This is a genomic window from Burkholderia stagnalis, assembly GCF_902830275.1.
In the GTDB taxonomy this organism is placed as follows: Bacteria; Pseudomonadota; Gammaproteobacteria; order Burkholderiales; family Burkholderiaceae; genus Burkholderia; species Burkholderia stagnalis.
The window spans coordinates 219,176-238,523 of the sequence record NZ_CADESW010000002.1 but is presented as its reverse complement, the minus strand read 5'-3'; the positions used below and the strand labels follow the sequence as shown (position 1 = coordinate 238,523).

The window sequence follows — 19,348 nt, the reverse complement described above, 5'->3', positions numbered from 1 at the left end:
TTTCGGCTATGTTTGCTCAGAGTAGGAAAAGAAGACCACTTCGGGGGCTGCGTCTGCCACAACCTGAGCAAACCGCTCCATAGCAACCTTTCTAGAAGGCATTTCGTAGAAGTAGTCCTCTCGTGTCTTCCAGTTCGTTTTCCACTTCGGATTGTCTAGGTCAAACTGAAGAGCCTTGTTGATGTGCTTGCCGAAATCATCAGCAGTGGGCTTTTCTTTGATTCCTTGGGTTGGCAACCATTCCAGCATTGCCTTGTAAATGCTCTTCCTAAACCAGCGGATCTTGCCGTCCTCCGTGAACCGCTGGGTGCTTTCGTCAAGCTCAATGGTGCCGTTCAAGCACTCATAAATGAACTTCAGGGACGGGTTCAAGCCCTTGATAAGCAACTGAACTCGTCCCGCCGTCTTGGGTGAAAGCCTTGAGTTGAATTCGGAAATATCACGATTCTTGAGCATGTAATAGATAGCCTCAAGACCTCCATTTTCAAGCCATTGGTTGTATTCATAAAAGAACTCACCTGGTTTGACTTGCCCCTTGTATCGCGGTGAGCAATCAAGAACAAAATACCGTCGATCACCTTCTCCAACGGGTACAGCCCAATCTTCGTTAGAAGCAACAAAGAGGCGAATGTAGTTCCTCACTGAAATAACATCCTTGCCCTTGGCATTCACGGTCAAGGTGCTTTCAGTAATCATTGCTTTCATCCTTCCTTCTGCTGCTTTGTCGCCATTGTGAACGGCTTCGTCAGAGAAGACGATAAAGGCATCAATCATGTGTCCATTGAAGTTGCCCGTCAAAGCATCAGCGGTAGAAAGATGCTTGAAGTTATCTGTCAACTTCCCAAGGGTCGCCATAATGGTGCCTTTACCGATGCCTTGTGCTCCACGCATAACAATTGCCTTTTGAGGCAATTCCCAAGGCTTTTGAACCATGTGGGCGAGATAGTTCAAGAAGTATTCGATACATTCTTGATCGTCGTCGCACAAGGCTTCAATGAGCTTCATAAATAGCTCAACATTCCCTTGCTTGGGTGTAACTTTGAAGCCTGTCCAAAGATTCCAAGAAGTAGGAGCTGCTTTTTCAGTTGGATCAAAGACAATATTTTCGTATCTTGTGGTTCGCTTGTCTTCAACAAAGGCATGTGTGGAATAGACCTTTTTGGGTTCCTTTCTCTTGCCATCTTTACCAATCACCTCAATCATGTGGAACATGTGAGCATGGTATTTGTTGAAGGCTTCAAATTTCTGGAATTGAAGACCAAGCAAGGGATGGCGGAAACAAACAAGCGGTCTTCCGCCGTAAATCAAGATTGAATACTTGGCTCTCAATGTTGCCAAGTCTCTTTCAAGAGCTTGTTCTGGCGTCAGGTCACTATGAGCATTGACCATCAGGTCAGAAATACTTGCCTGAGCTTGCTCATGTGTTAAATGCTCGCTGTCATTGTCAATGAGAAGATAGAGCCTATCTTGCTCGTCAAGCTCTTCATTGCCTGGTGGATTGTCCCAAGCCGAAAAAGCGTCTTCAAACTCACCAATCAGTTGAATGGTGTCTACTGCCTCTTTGGCTTGGTTTTCCATGCTTATTCCTAGAGGAAAATGACCTAGTGAGTGTATCAGAAAAGTTCAATTTTCGATACACATGAAAAAGCCCCATTTAGGGGCTTTCTTATTTAAGAGGGGGGTCATTTGAGAACTTGGCTAATCTTTTTATGTGAATAATCTGGATATTCAAAATCGGGGATAAGAACAGATAGGGCTTCCCGCAATGTTGGGTAGTCGTCGTAGATATCTGCAATCTTGCGGTCTTTGAACTGAGAAAGATATTCCCTCGCTTTTTCCTCACTCATCTTGTAGAAGAACTCGTTCTTTTTGGCGAGATCCCAGACTTCATTCCAAAGCTGGTGATTGCTCTCGTCTTCAATGCTCAGATTGTTTTCTTCAAACACTTCCAGCATGAGCATGTTTGCATCGCAGTAATCATGGGAGTGACAAATGCCTTTGTTCTCTTCATGACGGTTGCTGATAATAATGTCCACCATTTGCTCCGCTCGGTGGCTTTCAACAAGTTTCTTGCTGAAAGATTGAGCCATTGTTAGTTTATCCACGGTCTTGCCTCGCTTTGTGTTATTGATAAATTCATCATAGCACAATAAATTGAGAGAGCCCATAACATGGCGAAGTATTTTTCTTTAATTTAACCCGATAAACATTCCATTGAAGACAAAAATAAAAACCTCACTTTTGTGTGAGGCTTTCTTGTTGCCTATCCATTTACGAAACAAAGAGAGAAGTGGTGTGAAATCTGAGTAGGCGACAATACCTTTTAGAAATTAAAGCTCATTCCGGCTCCTACTGCGGTTTGTCCAGATGTAGAGCTAGACACACCTAATGAGTAGATAAAACGGCGACTTGGTGAAGCAATCATTGCTTTGACTGCCAAAGCTTGTGATCCACCAGAAAATCCTACTCCAACACCTAACTGAACATTTGAACCATAGCTGTTGTAGACGATACTTGATTGAGCTGCTGACATTGCCCCAACGCTATCCACTCTTTTTTGTAAATTATCAATGCGACCACTCAATTGTGATTGGACTGAACGAAGTTGCCCCATGTTAGCTGCGTCGCTGTTTGCTACACCATTCGCTACATTGCTGATTCTTGTTCCGTTTCCGTTATTGCTATTAAGAACAAGATTGTCAGAAGTAGTATTTGTGTAATCAACTGCTGCTACTGGTGCTGCGCCAGTGATCTTGATTTTTGAAATTTCAGTATCAGTGTAAGCATTGGCACTGCTCAACGTTTGGGATGCGATTGCTTGTACTTGTCCAAGGTTGGTTGCCTGGTCAGCTTGGGTTGCAGTACCCACTTGTCCGATTGTTCTTCCGCCAACTGCGACCTCGTTGTCTCGGGTTGCTGTGGTGTTGTTGCCCAATGCCACGGCGTTGTTTGCGGTTCCTGTAGAAGCATTGATACCTACTGCTAACCCGCCAGAAGAACCCATAGAGCCAGTTCCGAAAGCTGCTGAGTTGTCGTCTGCTACTGCGTTCGCCCCAAAGGTTGCTGCATTGTGGCCGGCGGTTGAATTTGCTCCTACAACAGTGCCATTGTTAGATGCTCCTGTATTTGCACCGACACATGTTGCATTAGTGTCGCCAGAAGATGCGCAATTCACATTGTTACCGATAGCTGTTGAATTTGAGCCTGGTGCAAATGCTCCTGTGCCGTATTCTGTACTTCCGGGTCCTGCTGCAAGAGCTGTACTTGTTATGGCTGCCACGGCCAAAGATAAGATTGTCTTTTTGATTATCATTATAGTCTCCTTTATAGTTTTAGTTTGGCATTCAAGTTATAAATAAAATTCTTGCCTTGTCAATATCATTCCTTATATAAATGAAAAGAAAGTTATTTATTCAATAAAAAAGAGCCTTTCGGCTCTTCATTTTTAGTTTCCAACTACGTTTGTTGGATATCTAACGACATCTTTCAATGGATTACTCATTTGTACATTCAAGGATTTGTTGAATGGTGGAATGGGTTGCATGAACCATTTATTGTAAATCTTATTGAATTCTCCATTATTCATTAACCCAATAATAGTTTGGTCGATAACAGCTTGGAGATCCTTGGATTCTAGTGTTGTCATCACTCCATAAGGCTCAGTTGTTATCTTGTCAGGAAGCAATTTGAACTTTGAAGGATCTTTGCTTTGAGCGATTGCCCCAGCTAACAAGATATCGTCACCAATGAAAGCATCTGCCTTTCCGCTTTCAATCAATGCCAAAGTATCAAGATAGTCTTTACCCTTCACATACTTAATTTTGCGTCCTTCCCAGCTCGCTTGAATGCCTCTGTTTGCACTGAAAACTGATGCTGTTGCTGTAGTTCCATCAACATAAGCTACTGTGCTGATTGTGTTGTCATTAAAGCCGTGTATTTTTGAGTTGTTTGCTACAACCATGCCGATCCCAGCAATCTCATAAGGGATAGAGAAACCCACATCTTTTCTTCGGGATGCTGAGTTGGTTGTTGATCCACATTCCATATCGATCTTGCCTTCTTTAAGCATTGGAATACGGGTCTTTGCTGAAACCTCGATGTAGTTAAGCTTCAAGCTTGGATCTTTCTCTTTGAGCTTGTCAAATATGTGATTGCAGATATCAATAGCTTCGCCTACATACTGACCATTGGGCAATTTATAAGATACGGGGGTGGAGCTTGGTCTAACGCCGACATTCACAACATGGCTTTGATAGATTCTGTCGGTTACTGAATCAGCAAAAGAGCTAGAAGCTACGATTGCTAAAATTGTTGATGCAGCAATTTTGTTTAATTTCATAATGTCTCCTTGTTCTTGTTATTTGAATTATTGCTTCTGTTCTACGATTGGCTTAACTAGAGAACCCTCATGGGTAGTTATCTTTAATGTGCAGCTTCCGTTTGGTGCTTTGTAAAGCTCAACAGGATCTTTGTCTTCATTGGCTCTTTTTATGGTGTCTTTTGCATCTTCCTTCTGCTCGTCAAGATTGAAAACGGTATATAACTGATCTATTGCGGTAGGATCATATTTGCCATTTGGTAAGTATTGGGTGGTGATCTGGTTGCATGAATCAATGGACTTGATGATGTCGTCCTTTGTTGCTGCGAAAGTGCTTACTGATAATCCAGCAAGTAAAAGGGATAAGGCGATTCTTTTCATGGGGGCTCCTTTATTTTGGTTTAAAGTTATCTTTCAACTGTTATAAATAAGAAATGGATTTTGTCAATATCATTCCTTAAATAAATGAGAAGAAAGTTTCATTGCCAATAAAAAAAGCCCTCGATGGGCTCTTTTCTTGATAAGTGGTTAGGTCTATTAGTAGTTCAAGTTGTCCAAGAAAGCTCTTGCTCTCTCTGTTGCGGGTGCCTCGAAAAATTCCTCGGTGGGTCTGTCTTCAAGAATCTCTCCCTTGTCAAAGAAGGCGATTCGGTTTGAAACCTTGCGAGCGAAGTTGAGCTCATGGGTCACTACGATCATGGTGGTTCCAGCTTTGGCAAGTTCCCCCAAGAGCTGTAGGCAAGCTTTGATGTTCTCTGGGTCTAAGGAAGCGGTTGGCTCGTCTAGAAGCAAGATCTCTGGGTTCATGGCAAGGGAGCGAGCAATGGCTATACGCTGCTTCTGACCTCCGCTGAGCTGACCTGGGAGCTTGTCCATGTGTGCGGTCATGCCGACTCGTTTTAGAAGCTCTATGGCGTTGTGCATGGCTTCCTCGTGGCTTCTCTTCAATACCTTCACCTGGGCGAGTGTGACGTTCTCCAAGGCGGTGTAGTTTGGGAATAGCTCAAATTCTTGGAAGACAATGCCAGCTTTCGTTGCAAGCTCACGGCTCTCATAGTCCTCGTTGTTCTTGCCGTCGATCAGAATTTGCCCTCTCTGTATGGGTTCAAGCTTGTTGATTGTCTTGATGAAGGTGGACTTGCCTGAGCCAGAGGGACCGCAAGCGACTATCACATCCCCTTGTGCAATGACATAGCGAGGGATATTCAAGACTCTATGGTTGCCAAAATACTTCTCTACCTTTAAAAATTCAATCATGCTGTTTCTCCTTTGTTGTTTTTGTTGAGTTTTAATATGGTGTAGCAAATAACCATAAATCCGACTGTTGCGACGATAACACCACTCTCTATGTGTCCGATTCTGTCGCCAATATGTACAGCGGTAGTGAAGAAGTCTGGAAGACCTATCACGAAAACAAGAGGTGTGTCTTGTATCAATGAAACACATTGATCTACTATGCTCTTTCTGCTGTTCTTGATAGCTTGAGGCAACACAATCAAGCTGCTTGTTTGCCATTTGCTCAAGCCTAATGATTTTGCTGCGGCTGGTTGATTGGTAGGTACTGCATTGATCCCAGCTCTGATAATTTCAGCGAAGTAAGCTGACTCAAAAAGGCAGTATGAAATGATCGCTGCTGGCAATGCTATGTTTGTGAAGCCAAGACTCTTCAAGAAGGTTGGAATTGCCAAGTAGAAGGCAAGCAAAACCATGATTAAAGGTATGCCTCTGAAGATGGTGATGTAGACCGTTGCTGGAAGGCGAATGAGCAAGTTTTTGCTGTTTCTCGCCAAGGCAAGTAACGAACCAAAGGCAATGCCAAAAGCAACGGCTATCGCAAAAATAAGAGTGGTTGTTTTTATTCCCTCAATGAGTTCTGGGTACGCTGCAAATATCTGTGAAAAATTCATATAGTCTCCTTCTGTAATTTTGGTTGTGTGAAGCCATTTTTCTCAATGGCTCTGGTAAGCATGAGAGCAACGCCGCTAATGATGAGGTAGCAAGTGCAGATAACAATGAACGGCTCATAGATAGCAGATGTGTTGTCTATGATGTTCTGGGTCTGTCTAGATAGCTCTATTAAGCCGATAGTTGAAATGGCTGAGGTATTTTTCACGGCACTCAAAAACTCGTTGGTCAAAGATGGCAAGGCTTGCTTGATAGCCTGGGGAAGCAAGACCAATCTGTAGCTCTGCCAGGTAGAGAAACCCAAAGCTTGAGCTGCCCTTTGCTGTCCCACTGCCAATGCTGTGAGTGAGCTGTAGATGTGGCTACTGACTCGGAAAGAAGTGAACAAGGCAAGCCCTAAAACTCCCGCTATGACTATGAGAGTCATGAACTGAACGTGCTTGACTGCCTCGGGGAAGAAAACGGCTGGAACGACATAGTAGGCAATGAAAAGCATGGACATGAGAGGTATGGAACGAACAATCTCAAAAATGCCGTTTGCGAGCTTTCCTGTCGCTCCTGGTCGGCTTCTGGCTACCCCTATACCGATACCTATCACCAATGCGATAGCAAAGGCTGTGAAACCCGTTGCGACACTCCATCCCATGCCAGAAAGAATCCAATCAAGGTAAGTTGCTTTCTCTCCATTTGGTACTTGCTGGGTTAAAAACGAAAAATCAAGATTCATGTGGTCTCCTTTGTATTCTTGTATTGCGAAAGTTATCATTCAACTTACTTATAAGCAAAGCAACTAATTTGTCAATATCATTCCTTAAATAAATGAGAAGAAAGGTTTTTTGACAATAAAAAAGCCCCTCTCGGAGCTTTTTAATGGGAAATAGGATTGTCTTAGCGCTGTTCTGCGATGGCTTTCTTCTGTGTCTCGGTTAAACTCAACCCCAATGGTCCGAAATATTTATCGTGGAGCTTCCATAAAGAGCCGTCCTTGATCATGGAAAGAACTTTGCCTTTTACGAATGCTGAGAACTCGGGATCTTTCTTGCTGGTAACGATAGCGATTGGTTCGTGAGGAACTAACACTAAGTCGTCTCTCACCTTCAATTTGTCATTGCCAGATTTCTTTATGGTGCCGACAAGCAGATCTTTGTCAGTAATAAATACGTCTGCTGTTCCGTTCTCAACTTCTCTCAATCCCAAGGTGTATTCTTTTGTTGAGTGAATTTGAGGGTTCCAGCCGTTTTTGTTCTTCAACTGATTGATTGCGATTTCGCCTGTAGTTCCTGCTACTACAACAATGCGAGCATCTTTCAAGTCTTCTAATGTTTTGATCTTGGTGTTGTTAGATAAGGTAGCTACAACCACTGAGTCAGAATCAACTACTGCGAAATCAAAATTGTTTTTCTTTTCTTCCTTTGCTGTTGTAGATCCACATTCGGCATCAACATTGCCAGATTGAACTGCGGGCCATCTTGTTGTGCCGTCCACGGGAACATAGTTGATGGTTGTTGTTATATGGTGCTGCTTGTCAAACTCAGCATGAATGATTGAGCAAATCTCTTGACTATAACCCTTGTAGCCGTTGGCTGTCTTTTCGGAGTAGGGAACTGAGGACTCTCTTGAGCCAACATTGAATGTCTTGCTTTGTACAATTCTATCTACCACTTCGCCAGCAAAAGATGTGGAAGCTGTGATTGATAAGATTGTTGATAAAACGATTGCTTTTATTTTCATAACGTCTCCTTTAGTTGTTTATGATGGGTTATTTGTTTAAGGTGGTGCCATTGATTGCTGCGTGATACAAGGCGGATATCTTGAAAATCTCATTGATGTACTGCTCAAGAGATATCTTGTTTGTTTGATAGGCTGTATGAGCTGAGAGAACGGCATTTGAGAAGACCGCTGCCTCTTGATTTGCATTGCCTTTCATGATTTGTCCGCGAATTGCAGATACATGCTTTGCGAATTCAACTGCTTGATTCTCTGGTAAAGATAATTCTAACACTTGCTGTTTGTTCATGATTTGTCCTTTTATTTAAAATCTTTTTTATTTATAAGAAAGATATTAAATTTGTCAATATCATTCCTCGAATAAATGACAAGAAATTGACTGCCGCAATAAAAAAGCCCCTCTTCGGGGCAAGTGTTGAGATTTCGGTATCGTCATTTCCTTCTCACAAATCCAATGGGTACATAGTGAACAAATTCTTTTTTGTAAGTGTTGATTTGTCCTTTTGTCATCTTGGTATGAAAGCTGGCGATAGCATTCTTAACGAGTCCGGTGTAGTAGATCTCTTGTTGTTTCAAAATTTCAACAAGCTTCTCTTCCTCTTCTTTCTCATAGTGGTGCCAGAAGTGAACTGCTGCCTCTTCATTGGTTGTGGGTTCAAATCTTCTTAGGCGACCCTTTCGTGAAAAAACTCCATGCTCGCAAGCAAGGACAACTTGAAGAGCTAATGAGCGAGAAATTTCAAAATAATGTGCAATTTCAGTGAGGTGTTGGGAAGTCTTGGGGTAACGAGTCAATTTCAATGTTCTAGTGTGTCCTTCTTTTTTTGTCATAAGACCCCCTCAATAACTGCCTTCGCTGTTTCCTTGATGTAGTTCCCATATTTCAAGCTTTCGTCGTTGCCTAGATTGATTAAGACTTGCTCGTTTGAGATCTCTTCCCAAGCCTCTTCTTGATAGGATGATCCAAGGGCTTCTTGGATAGCGTCTTCTGCTGTCTCGGCTTCAATCCCTACGGTGATCTCTTCCAAAACGATCTTTGTTCTTCTCATTGTTACTGTGTACTTCATGTCGTCTCCTGGTTGTTAAAATATATTGGTATGAAAGTGGAAAGGGGAATTCAAGACAGTCCACATAGCCTTTGGTATCGCTCCAAGAAACCAAGTCCATATATTCAAAAACTGAACAAGCTCGCTATGTGGATAGACTAGCCATAAAAGACGAAGAAGAACCATTTCAGCAATGGCGAATGTGGCGAAGTAAGACAACCCTTGGTAGAGAGCCTTGTCTTTCCCCCTCAATGTTCCCCAAATCCACCAGACAACAAAGATGGTCTCGAATGGTGGTAGGCAACATAAGGCAATCAAATTCTTATTCTTTGTCATGTCAATTCCCCTTTTCATTCCTGATGTATATAAGAAAAAATAAAAAGATCAAGAGGATCAATGTTATTCAAGCAAGAAGAGGTTATGATTTTTAATTGCTTCTCACTCCTTAAATGAGTGGGAATTTGACAGGCGGTAGAAATGCTGGATAACAAGTACATTAAATTATTTAATGTGAGGTTATCATGGCATACAAAAAAGAATATGCGACAAAGGAGAAAATTGATCACTATCAAGAGCTGACCGATGCACTTATCAAGAAAATGGAAGATCATCTTGAATTTCAAACTCCTTGGTTCACTTGCAATGAAGCTCCATTCAATCCCGTGACGGGGACAAGATACAGAGGCGTTAATTCTGTATCGTTGGCTGCAAGGGGCTTTGACGATCCTCGCTTCTACACTTTCAATAATGTGAAGGCTCTCGCTGAAGAAACCGAACAAAACCTATTCGTCAAGAAAGGCTCCAAAGGATCTCCCGTCTACAAGGCTGTTCAAGTCACCTTCAACCCCAATGGCAAGAATGAGATAGGCAAGCCAGAAGACGAAGCCGTAGAGATGGAGAATGATGGCGATGGCACGGCTAAAATCTGGGTGATGGCTTATGCGGGAACCGTCTTCAATGGGTCTCAGATTGAGGGGTTGGAGCCTTACCAGGTCCGTGATAGACCTCCATTCCAAGTTTATGAGGCTGCTGAGCAAGTGATTGACGCCATGAGGGTAAAAGGTGGTGTTGAGATTGAGTTCCACAACGAAGGCAAGGCTTACTATCGTCCTAGTGCGGATCGTGTCGTGTTGCCTAACCGTGAGCTATTCAAGAGCGATGCTGCGTTCTATACAGTTGCCTTGCATGAACTCGGTCACGCCACTGGTCACAAGTCACGCCTAGATAGAGACCAAACGGGGAAATTTGGAACTCCAAGCTATGCCAAGGAAGAGCTCGTTGCCGAGCTGTCTTCCTACTTCATGGGGGCTGAGATTGGGCTACCTTATGACAGTGCTACTCATGAAGGTCATGCAGCCTATGTGCAAAATTGGCTACAAGCCCTTAAAAACGACAAGAGATTCATCTTCAAGGCTTCACAAGCTGCGGCGAAATCTGCTGATTACCAGCTTGCCAAGCGGGATGAGTATGTAAGAGACCTAGAGCAACAAAAAACAACTCACAAAGTCTTGGATAACATGATGGCGAAACTCGGAAGAACCATAGGCGAGCGCGAGCAAGAAAGAGGCATCGCATTGAGCCGTTAGTTTGCTCTGATATCCTTCCTCATACCAAATAAAAAGCCCCATGTTTAAAACGGGGCATACTTTTTTGGGAGTGCTGCGCTTGATTGATTACTGAATTGCTGCGACACGAGCATTGTTCTTGTCTGTGCCGATAAGTTGAACTCGCTGACCAACTTGGAATTTTTCATCGGTCTTCTCAGTGATAGCAACTGTTGCTCCTGTATCTTCCATCTTCAAGACGATTTCAATTGCCTTGTTGTTTGATAAAACTCTCTCAATTGCTTGACCTCCGATAGCTCCACCAATCGCACCTAGAACGGCTCCAACAATATTGCCTCTGCCGTTTCCGATCTTGCTTCCTACTGCTGCACCAGCTACACCCCCGCCTAATACTCCAACTCCGCTTGTGTTCTCTTTGATTTGAACTTCACGAATAGCGATGATTGTGCCGTAGCTCACATGAACAATAGAATTTGTTTGTGGGGCTGTGTATTGATTGTTTGTTGGGACTAAGCCAGCGCAACCAGTCAATAAAATACTTGTAGAGATTAGGCTTGCTAAAATTGTCTTTTTCATAGGATCTCCTTTGAGTTATTTTCTTGTTATAAGAAAATTTGCCCCCTTGTCAATATCATTCCCTAAATAAATAACAAGAAATAACTTTAGGCAATAAAAAAGCCACTTCTCGAAGCGGCTTAAAAGAATGACGAAGAATCAATCAGAATGGTATGTCGTCAAATTCTTTGTCTTTTGATGCTGTCTTGCTTTTAGATTTGGTCGCTGTCTTTGGTGCCTTGGTAGATATCTTCTCTATGGCTTGCTCTGTTTTATTCTCTGGGACCTTGGCCTGATCTGAAAGCTGTTTCAATCTCTCTTCTGCCTTGGCAAATTCCTCTTGTGCCAATTCTTTGTTCTCTTTGCTCTGAGGCTTGTATTCTTTGATTTTCTTGGCTTTCCATTTCTCGTCAAACTCGACATATCTTCTGGAGCCTACGGGGAATTTCTCGGTTATCACTTCATCGCGTTTTGCGAATTCGCCAGCTTGAAGCAAGTTATTTGTCGGAATTGCTCTCAAATATCGAATATTGTCTTGACCCTTGATGTCGCCAAACAATACAAAATAGGTTCCTTGTTCGTTGGTAAGTTTGCCGTCTTGACCCTTGATATAACCTAAGACTTCCCCGCCAATTCTATCTGGAACCTTTATTGTCTTGCCGTCCTGTAGAATAGGCTGCTCGTTCTCGTCTTTAAGAGTTGTGGTAGGAACTCCCCATTTAAGTACCACGGTTGGATTAGTAACCCCCTTGTCAATCGACATTTGGCTCAACAGAAGTTCTTTGTGATCTGCGATTGATTGAATTTCTCTCTGTTTTCTTGCGAACGCTGTGCGAGCATCACGAACTTTGAAATTAAAGTTCTTAATGTTTTCTTCGCTTGACAAAGAATCTAGACCTACGGCGAACATGGTTTTTTTCTTGTCGTTTGTTTGCAGCTCTTCTGCAAATTTTGAGCCGTCTTTGTTTTTTCCTCTGAATACGAAATTCACATCGTAGTCGTTGGGTGCTTCAATAACATATCTTGCGTTTTCTGGATCTGGAATAACAGAGATTCCATCTTGAAAACCAGAATAGATTTTTGCTTGTGCTGTCTGACCAGCCATTTCTTTCATTGCGCCCATGATGGACCTCCCATTAAATAATTTAATGGTTAACTTGTATCTCGAAAGAATGGGTTGTCAAATTCTCACTCCTTAAATAAATGAGAAGAGACAACAAAGGTCTTGCGAACTTGGAGTTTCGATATTAGTAATAGAAGGTGACTCTTTGAGTGTCCCCTATGGTTTCTTTTGAAACAACAACAGGAGCTGGCGAGTTGATGGGTTGCGAGCTTGTTGTTGTTGTGACGATAGGTGCTGCTGATTTGTTGGTAAAACACTCATTGCGAGCTTGTGCTTGATCCACTACAACATGGCAGTAGGGCAAAACTGTAGCTGTCACTTGAATATTTTGAGAAATTGAGCCAGCAAAGACTTGGCTTGATAAGAAGATAAATAGCGATGCAATTTTGTTCATGGTGGTTCTCTGTTTTGTTCTTTGTATATTTTCAATTTAACAATAAAAAAGAAGTTGTCAACCTGAGTTGACAACTTCTAGATAAGCGGTTTTAAGATAGATAGACGGCTTGACCTACATCATGTTTACCCCTATGTATCGTTGGGGTATCTTTTTTTTTGGTCCCTGACTCTTCTCGATCAGGTGTAATCACATTCAAATCAAAACTCTTACCTTCTTCAAGAAGCTGCTCTTTCAGAGGGGTGAAGGTGTCCTGTGCCTCAACCTGTGGATCTGCTGCCTTAGTTGTATCAATCTTGAATCCGCTTGAGGCAGTGACAGCATTGAAGTCCGCTGGTGCTGCTGTGGTTCCTAATAGGTAGGCATAGGCTTGTGGGTCTTGAAACAATGCCCCCATGTAAAGCTGAGAACGAGTGTCGTATTTGCGAACCCCATTGAGCATGTAGGAGTAGGTGAAGCCCTCGGCCGCTCGTTTGCAGTCGGCTTTAGATTGGGTACTCGCACAAGCTTTGATATCAGCCTTCAAGTGAGGCCAGTTGAGATTGCCAGTCTTGTAGACGTGGTAGTTCACCACTGCTTGCTGGTAAGGCTTGAGCTTGTCCCAAGTCGCTTGCCCAAGAGCTCGGACGGCCACGGGATTGAAGTTCATATCTCGCATGACCTGGGCGGCCTTGGTGGCTTGCTCTGGGCTGATAGACGTATGAGGTATCAAGGAAGGGCTTGGGTTCTTGTTACCACTTATCGCAATAATTGCCGCCTGGTCTGATGGAGACATGCCGATAGCTTTGGTGATCGCTGCATTCGTTGCTCGGCTCTGGAACGAAATATTCCAACCAAGGCCCGTAGCCACTCCAATGTTGTCTCGATAAATTGAGCTACGATAACCCTCCACGATAGAAACAACAGACTCGTAATAATGCCCCTTGTTGTATTCAGCAATAGCTAACTGTCCAGAAGTTGATTTGCTGCTCTTCTGGTAGGCAATCTTGCTCATAGAACCGTCCACAACCGTTTGCTGAGCCGTGGCTGGTGTGTTGGTGTCAGCCTGAGTCTTTGGAGCCTCTACGGGCTGATTTTGAGCCTTTTGCTGTGCGGGAAGGTTCATTGAGAATAGATCCCCTTCATCAGTCTTCTTCTTGTCGCTCTGGTCGTTGCAACCAGTGAGCATTGCCACTGCTAGGAAGAGACTAAGTGCGAAGCCACGGATTTTGTTGTTGTTCTTTTTATCCATGCTTGCCCCTTTACTGATACCAAGCTTTCGCTGCTGGTTGTGGGGTTGGTTGAACTGGTGCGGTGCGAGCTGGTGATGTCTCTCTCACTACTTCAACATGAGGCTTCTTGACCTTGTGAGGTTTAGGTTGCTCGGGTTCTGCCTTTGGAACTTCCTTCACTGGTTGAGGCTCGGGGGTAGTTTTGACTTCCTCTTGTTTTGAGGTTATTGACTTAACCCCTTGAGGTTTATTTGGTGCATCTGGCAACAAGTTGCATTTTGGTGGCTTATAAGCTTCCATCTCATGTAAAGCTTGAATGCCGTCTTTTGTTCTATCTAAGTTTTTAAGGTGTTGAAGATTGTATGCATCGTTATATTCCATGCACTCCTTAAAGGTCATGTCCTGCCATCTCTTTGGCGTGGCTTTTGGTGCTTCTATCACGGGTTGAATAGGTGTAGGAGTAGAAGCTGGAACTGATGCTTGTTGTGAGGGTTCTGTTGGTTTCTCTTGCTTCATTGGTGCTTGAACTGCTGGTTTTGGAATGCTCATGGCGAACATGTCATCGTCTTTCTTCTTGTTGGCATGCAATGCGAAGTAAGAGCCAGCTCCAATAGCTGACGCGAGCAAGACACTCCCGCCAATAATAGCTGCCTTTTTCTTGTTTAATCTCATAATGTCTCCTTTGGCTAAATTATTTCTAGGTTAAAGTCATCATCAAATTTACTTATAAACGAAGCGGTCAATTTGTCAATATCATTCCTTAAATAAATGAAAAGAGATTGTTTTTGGCAATAAAAAAGAGCCTTTCGGCTCTTATGTTTTCGTCGCTATCGTTATGCTGCATCTTTTGCCTTTCTTGCCGCATTGATTACATCATTTGCAGACTGGATTGAAGTATCAATTACTGTGAAGTCATCTGTGTATGGAATAGTGGCGAAAATTGCTCGTCTGGTCACATCCCCTCGTGGATATGTTCCAATAGCTCTGAATGGTGTTTCGAGAGCTTGAATGCACCTCTCATTGAAAATATATTGAGGATCTTTTGATATTGTGATTTTTGCTCCTGTTGGCATTAGACCACCATGTCTTTCCAAATGACTCACTTTCATATTGTCCTTCCAAACCTTTACGTTCCTCTCTTCTGGTCTAATCACCCTGTTTGTTGGGTTATTTATGAAGAAACTCTTCATGTAGCCAAAGGTGAATAGCTTCATCATCTTTCTATGTGGGTTAGTTATATCAAAGAATGGAGTCCCCATCTGCAATTGAGCATTTCTTTCAAAGTCAACGGTTTCTGCTCCGCCTTCTCTCTCAATAACTCTGGCTTTACCTATGCGCTCTTGAATGAAGTTGTAAGTTGCGGGTGTTGACTTGTATGAAAAAGCAGCCGCAAACGCTCCCATGAATTTTCCTCCCCCGTCCTTGCCAAACTTGTCATAGATAGAATCTATGTTTTGGCTTGCGAACCAACAGACAAGATCTAATGAACGTGCTTCCGGCAAGATTGCTAAATCCATGTCGTCCAAGAAACGTTGGCACTCGTCAACAAACAAGAAAACACGGCTATAACCCTTTTTAAGAGAGTTGTCCCCTCTGTTCTTAACTTCGTTGTAAAGCTCAGCTTTTGCCAAAGCTTGAATGGCTATTCCAGTCTCGCCATACTTGCCTTCAGGTAAAAGTATTCCATACTTCTTGCCTTGTCTTGAGATGTCTCGAATCGCAAAGTCCGAGGTCTCGCTGTTAGCCCAAGGACGAAGGTCTTCTGACTGAATAAATTTTTTCATCCAGTTGCTTACCGTAAAAACAACTGATGATTTGGTCGCGTCGGCAAGTTGGTTGAATTCAATGTACTCTTTAAGAGCATCATTTAATATTGTGCCTTCCTTCATTAGCTCTGTTTTTGCTTCTCCACTAGAAAACTGATCAAGAATTGGATGGCTATTGTCCTCATTCACTGGTGTTGACATGTGGCGCAAAGTCTCAATGTGAGCTGCGGGAGACTTATTCGCACCTTTGAACTTGATTAAAGCTTGGTGAAAAACGATTGAGTAATAAAGTAATGAATAACCGGCATTGGTCCATGTAGGATCTTTTGCTCTGGCTGCGCCAAATATGTTCAAGATGACCTTAGCAAAAACCTCTGGTTTTACGTTCTCCATGTAGTTGTAGTTTTTGACATTCTGTGGGCACACAACAAGGTCAAGAATCTTTCCAACTTGTTCGGCCAATTGCCCCTTTCCATCCAAAACTAACATACCATTTTTGTGGTTTTTTGTGCCTGTTGCTGCTCTATCTCGTTCGAAAGCGGCTCTCTCTTCTTCTTCGCTTACGAACCTCGCTTCCACCTTTAATAAGTTGTCCGCCGTTGTCTCCGTGAAGCTGTGTTCATCATCTACAACCCCATCAATTTCTTTTGTTGCCTCTAATGCGTCTTCCATTTTCATGATAGTCTCCTTTTTGATTATGTTATTTTTTGTTGGCAATTCGTTCAGCAAAAATCTTGTCAACGTTTTGTCTGATTTGATCTTCATGCTTGGCAGTGATCTCTAGATAGCTTAAACCTGGATTTGCCTTTTTCCGTGCTTCAATGAGTTCGTCATAGATCTCACCCTTGATAACACCAGCCATGATGTTCTTTAAAGCAGTGGTCTTGCCGGTGCCAGGGTCTCCAAAGAAAAACCCATGCTTTCTCTGGTCTTGAAGAGTCTGACCTACTGCCAAGCCTTCATCTGGAGCAAAAGAATCGCCACGACTTGCAAGCTCGCTGGTAGCAGTGCCGACTTGGTTGAAATAGGTTTCATCTTTGAGTCCGTTAGCCATTTGCATTATTCTTGCCTCTTTGTGTGGGCGAAGATTTGAGCAAACGGGGCCATTTTTAGTCATGCCTACGTCTGCTAGGGAAAGCACATAGTCTCTATATTTCTTTCTGGAATACCAGTAAGGAACAAGGATAGGAGCAAATGCAAGCACGAGTGAGAAAGCACTACTTCCTAAAAGAGTCGCTAGTGAACCAAATGGATCGTGTATTTCTCCAGTCATGCCAGCAACCCCAAATGTTCCCAAATGGGTAAATGCGTAATAAATGCCGCCAACTACTGGAACGAAAATCAAGGCGGTAAGAAAAGCCCCCTTGCCAAATTTTCTAAAATCTGGAGATGTTACATTAAACAAGAAAAGTGCATAAACGAACCCAGCCAAAAGTGCGATTGTTGGTAAGTGTATTAAAGCTAAAAATTTACATAGCCCCCACACAAATCCGATCATGCCAATAACAATTGGAACTGCTGGGCTATCTCCACCAACATGAAAATCTTCCTGGGCAATGATTCCAGATACAGGAAAGCCATTAGCATTAACCAAACCATCACCATATCTATCATTTAAGTCTCTGACTCTTGGGTGATCTAATTTGGGAACGTCATGACGCTCAAAGCAATCTTCTATAATTGCCTCGGCTTCCTCAATATATTGCTGCATAGGGAATAGACTCTTCATGTACTTGCTGGTTCTGTCTAGTCTATCTTGTATTTCATCTTTTATTTCTTCTTTATTCATATTATCTCCTTTTATTTGTTAGCTTCTTCATATTGCTGTTTCAAGACATTCATTTCTGCTTGGCAAGCTGCGACTTCTTTCTTTCCAGATTCACAATCTGCCTTTAATTGAGCAACTTGTCTCTTGATCGTGTCGATTGTCATCTGTTTGCTCGCTGCCTTAATATCTTCTGAGCGGTTGGAATCAGAGATAGACTGTTCAACGTGATTGACACCTTTGATTATTTGCTGTGTCCCATAATTGATTGCACCCCAGAAGGCTATACCAAGGGCACACTCAATAATTCCGATTCTGCAAGCTCGTTTCCATGTTCTGCGACGTATCCATGACACAAGGATGTTTCTTTTTGAGACTTCTCGATTGCCAACATTCTTGGGGTGGAAGGCTGCTGGATTAGCATCAATTCTGTCTTGTTGAAGAGAGTACATCTCCTCATTGCTGACATAGTGACCCCTTGGAAGAAGTAGCTTGCTTGCATCTGGCAAACCGAACTTGGCGAGTAAAATCATGATCTTGCTTGTCAATGTGATTTTTGTTTTTCTATTTATCTGCATATATTCTCCTTGTTGTAGTGGTTTTTAATGCTGCTTATTTGGGATCTGCGAACGGATCAAAATTGTCGTCGTCCTTCGCTGGCTTATCTACGAAGTCCCAATCGAAGCCATCTATACCGTCTTTATTTACTTGTTTGGTGGTGGTTGGCTGGGTGCTTTTGATTTGTGGAAGAGATCCACCTTTGGGAGCTGTAGCGGGGATAGATGATTGAGGCTTGCCCTCTGGTCTCCACTCGGGGAACTTGAAGCTCAATCCCCACTTATTAAACTCATCTCTTATCCAACGATTGCGTTCTCTTGCTGAGTCGCTTCTGTCTTGTTGCGTTTGCTCTTCACCAAATTTCTTGTTGATGCATACAAAAACGCAAAGCTCTAAGGTGTCCTTGTTCTGGTAGATATAGCGGACAAAATTCTTGCCGTTGTATTCGCCGTTAAAATAAACCTTGCCGTTCTTTAAGACTGGATCTATTCCAGCGTTCCTTAATTCGCAATATAGTTCTTCAAAGTCCATAATAATCTCCGTTTTAGTTTGACTTTTTCATTTCTTCTCATATATATAAGGAATGAAAAGAATTTGTCAAGAACCATCATAGAAATAAAATCAAGGAGATATTTAATGGAGACCGTGAAAGAATTTTTAGATAGAAGGGAAAGTGAAGATGTCGAAGAGGCGTTAAGGAAAAGTTTGTCGCATGTAATCGCTTTGCTTCCCGAGAAGAATGCTGATATGTTTATTCACACATTAAGCTTATTGCCGAAAGAAGAAAGAAAGCGCTATGTTGAATATTGTCAGCGAGAAGAGATAATCAGCAATAAGGCTCCTTTGATGGTCGTCTATGGATTGCTCGCCAGCTATAAAGCGATAGCTGATCAAGTTGAAGCTGCCCGAGTGGCCGAAAACATGATGTTGAAGGTAGTTCCTGGCGTAGTTCAGAGCCAGTTGGATGATTTTAAAGACAAGATAATAGACATCCAGGCTCATGTGGTCGCTGAAACGGAAAATATGCTTATTGAGTGTAAAGGTGCGAGTGACCATCTTGGTAAACAACTAGATGATTTCAAAAGTCTCGTAGAAACAGCGGTTGGCATTGTAGAAAAGGCATACAGTGAAAGGGCGAAACTTATTGAGGCTCGCGGGAACGATCAAGTCAAGAGAATCACTGCTCATGCCGACTCGGAAATTGTGAGAATAAACAGCAAGTCAAAAGATATTGAATTGATATTGACTGAGAGGGCTGTGAAGGAATTTCGCAGAGCTATCGCCTCATCAATAGCAAGAGCTTTTGGTTGGAAAGGCTTTTTGTGGGGTGTTGGAGTCGTGACAACATCCATATTTTTTTATGACTTCATTCATTACATGGCATTGAAGATCTTCCACTGACATGCTCAATCAA

Annotated in this window: 23 protein-coding genes; 2 read left to right on the top strand and 21 right to left on the bottom strand. The window is 42.7% G+C overall.

The genetic code is table 11. The features are described from left to right. Window positions 1-6: 6 nt before the first annotated feature. From HWY45_RS05035 to HWY45_RS04980, 12 genes are all read right to left on the bottom strand, one after another. Window positions 7-1,578, bottom strand: a complete 1,572-nt coding sequence (locus tag HWY45_RS05035; protein WP_150998257.1) for a DUF5906 domain-containing protein — start codon at window positions 1,576-1,578, stop codon at window positions 7-9. Window positions 1,579-1,682: 104 nt separating this feature from the next. Then, window positions 1,683-2,090: a hypothetical protein gene (locus tag HWY45_RS05030; protein ID WP_150998259.1), complete on the bottom strand. Its 408-nt coding sequence runs from the start codon at window positions 2,088-2,090 to the stop codon at window positions 1,683-1,685. A 233-nt stretch (window positions 2,091-2,323) separates the two neighbouring features. Next, window positions 2,324-3,313, bottom strand: a complete 990-nt coding sequence (locus tag HWY45_RS05025; protein WP_150998262.1) for a YadA family autotransporter adhesin — start codon at window positions 3,311-3,313, stop codon at window positions 2,324-2,326. 132 nt (window positions 3,314-3,445) lie between these two features. Beyond that, window positions 3,446-4,339: an amino acid ABC transporter substrate-binding protein gene (locus HWY45_RS05020; RefSeq protein ID WP_150998264.1), complete on the bottom strand. Its 894-nt coding sequence runs from the start codon at window positions 4,337-4,339 to the stop codon at window positions 3,446-3,448. Between the two features lie 27 nt (window positions 4,340-4,366). After that, entirely contained in the window at window positions 4,367-4,699 is a 333-nt protein-coding gene (locus HWY45_RS05015; RefSeq protein WP_150998268.1) for a hypothetical protein, read from the bottom strand. Window positions 4,700-4,855: 156 nt separating this feature from the next. Further along, window positions 4,856-5,575 carry an amino acid ABC transporter ATP-binding protein gene (locus tag HWY45_RS05010; protein ID WP_150998271.1) on the bottom strand — a complete coding sequence of 240 codons (720 nt, stop codon included), beginning with the start codon at window positions 5,573-5,575 and terminating at the stop codon, window positions 4,856-4,858. Next, window positions 5,572-6,225, bottom strand: coding sequence for an amino acid ABC transporter permease (locus tag HWY45_RS05005; RefSeq protein ID WP_150998273.1), 654 nt, complete (start codon window positions 6,223-6,225; stop codon window positions 5,572-5,574). Before HWY45_RS05005 ends, HWY45_RS05010 begins: the two co-directional genes overlap by 4 nt. After that, window positions 6,222-6,950, bottom strand: coding sequence for an amino acid ABC transporter permease (locus tag HWY45_RS05000; protein WP_170304016.1), 729 nt, complete (start codon window positions 6,948-6,950; stop codon window positions 6,222-6,224). Before HWY45_RS05000 ends, HWY45_RS05005 begins: the two co-directional genes overlap by 4 nt. A gap of 161 nt (window positions 6,951-7,111) precedes the next feature. Next, window positions 7,112-7,954: a transporter substrate-binding domain-containing protein gene (locus HWY45_RS04995; protein ID WP_150998278.1), complete on the bottom strand. Its 843-nt coding sequence runs from the start codon at window positions 7,952-7,954 to the stop codon at window positions 7,112-7,114. A gap of 28 nt (window positions 7,955-7,982) precedes the next feature. Then, window positions 7,983-8,240, bottom strand: a complete 258-nt coding sequence (locus tag HWY45_RS04990; protein ID WP_150998281.1) for a hypothetical protein — start codon at window positions 8,238-8,240, stop codon at window positions 7,983-7,985. 143 nt (window positions 8,241-8,383) lie between these two features. Beyond that, window positions 8,384-8,782, bottom strand: a complete 399-nt coding sequence (locus tag HWY45_RS04985) for a hypothetical protein (RefSeq protein ID WP_150998284.1) — start codon at window positions 8,780-8,782, stop codon at window positions 8,384-8,386. Next, window positions 8,779-9,018 (bottom strand): hypothetical protein, encoded by a 240-nt coding sequence (locus tag HWY45_RS04980; protein WP_150998287.1) that lies wholly within the window; start codon window positions 9,016-9,018, stop codon window positions 8,779-8,781. Before HWY45_RS04980 ends, HWY45_RS04985 begins: the two co-directional genes overlap by 4 nt. Window positions 9,019-9,518: 500 nt before the next feature. Here HWY45_RS04980 and HWY45_RS04975 point away from each other — a divergent pair, with 500 nt between their 5' ends. After that, window positions 9,519-10,583, top strand: a complete 1,065-nt coding sequence (locus HWY45_RS04975; RefSeq protein WP_150998290.1) for an ArdC family protein — start codon at window positions 9,519-9,521, stop codon at window positions 10,581-10,583. Between the two features lie 87 nt (window positions 10,584-10,670). Here the strand turns inward: HWY45_RS04975 and HWY45_RS04970 are convergent, their stop codons facing one another. The 9 genes from HWY45_RS04970 to HWY45_RS04930 all read right to left on the bottom strand — a co-directional run bounded on the left by HWY45_RS04970 (window position 10,671) and on the right by HWY45_RS04930 (window position 18,465). Beyond that, window positions 10,671-11,138 (bottom strand): outer membrane lipoprotein, encoded by a 468-nt coding sequence (locus tag HWY45_RS04970; RefSeq protein WP_150998293.1) that lies wholly within the window; start codon window positions 11,136-11,138, stop codon window positions 10,671-10,673. A gap of 142 nt (window positions 11,139-11,280) precedes the next feature. Further along, window positions 11,281-12,240, bottom strand: a complete 960-nt coding sequence (locus tag HWY45_RS04965; RefSeq protein ID WP_150998296.1) for a hypothetical protein — start codon at window positions 12,238-12,240, stop codon at window positions 11,281-11,283. 124 nt (window positions 12,241-12,364) lie between these two features. Further along, window positions 12,365-12,634 carry a hypothetical protein gene (locus tag HWY45_RS04960; RefSeq protein WP_150998299.1) on the bottom strand — a complete coding sequence of 90 codons (270 nt, stop codon included), beginning with the start codon at window positions 12,632-12,634 and terminating at the stop codon, window positions 12,365-12,367. A 91-nt stretch (window positions 12,635-12,725) separates the two neighbouring features. Further along, window positions 12,726-13,865, bottom strand: coding sequence for a hypothetical protein (locus HWY45_RS04955; RefSeq protein WP_150998303.1), 1,140 nt, complete (start codon window positions 13,863-13,865; stop codon window positions 12,726-12,728). Between the two features lie 10 nt (window positions 13,866-13,875). Then, on the bottom strand, window positions 13,876-14,517 hold the full coding sequence (locus HWY45_RS04950) for a hypothetical protein (protein ID WP_150998306.1): 642 nt from the start codon (window positions 14,515-14,517) through the stop codon (window positions 13,876-13,878). A 161-nt stretch (window positions 14,518-14,678) separates the two neighbouring features. Next, window positions 14,679-16,289 (bottom strand): TraM recognition domain-containing protein, encoded by a 1,611-nt coding sequence (locus HWY45_RS04945; protein ID WP_170304017.1) that lies wholly within the window; start codon window positions 16,287-16,289, stop codon window positions 14,679-14,681. A gap of 22 nt (window positions 16,290-16,311) precedes the next feature. Then, a complete protein-coding gene (locus HWY45_RS04940) occupies window positions 16,312-17,400 on the bottom strand; it encodes a hypothetical protein (protein WP_150998311.1) in 1,089 nt (362 codons plus the stop codon). Between the two features lie 11 nt (window positions 17,401-17,411). Continuing rightward, window positions 17,412-17,954: a hypothetical protein gene (locus tag HWY45_RS04935; RefSeq protein ID WP_150998314.1), complete on the bottom strand. Its 543-nt coding sequence runs from the start codon at window positions 17,952-17,954 to the stop codon at window positions 17,412-17,414. A 34-nt stretch (window positions 17,955-17,988) separates the two neighbouring features. Beyond that, window positions 17,989-18,465: a hypothetical protein gene (locus tag HWY45_RS04930; RefSeq protein WP_150998316.1), complete on the bottom strand. Its 477-nt coding sequence runs from the start codon at window positions 18,463-18,465 to the stop codon at window positions 17,989-17,991. A 105-nt stretch (window positions 18,466-18,570) separates the two neighbouring features. On the opposite strand from HWY45_RS04930, the gene HWY45_RS04925 reads away from it, so the two are divergent. Further along, window positions 18,571-19,335, top strand: a complete 765-nt coding sequence (locus HWY45_RS04925) for a hypothetical protein (RefSeq protein ID WP_150998319.1) — start codon at window positions 18,571-18,573, stop codon at window positions 19,333-19,335. The last annotated feature ends 13 nt before the right edge of the window (window positions 19,336-19,348 follow it).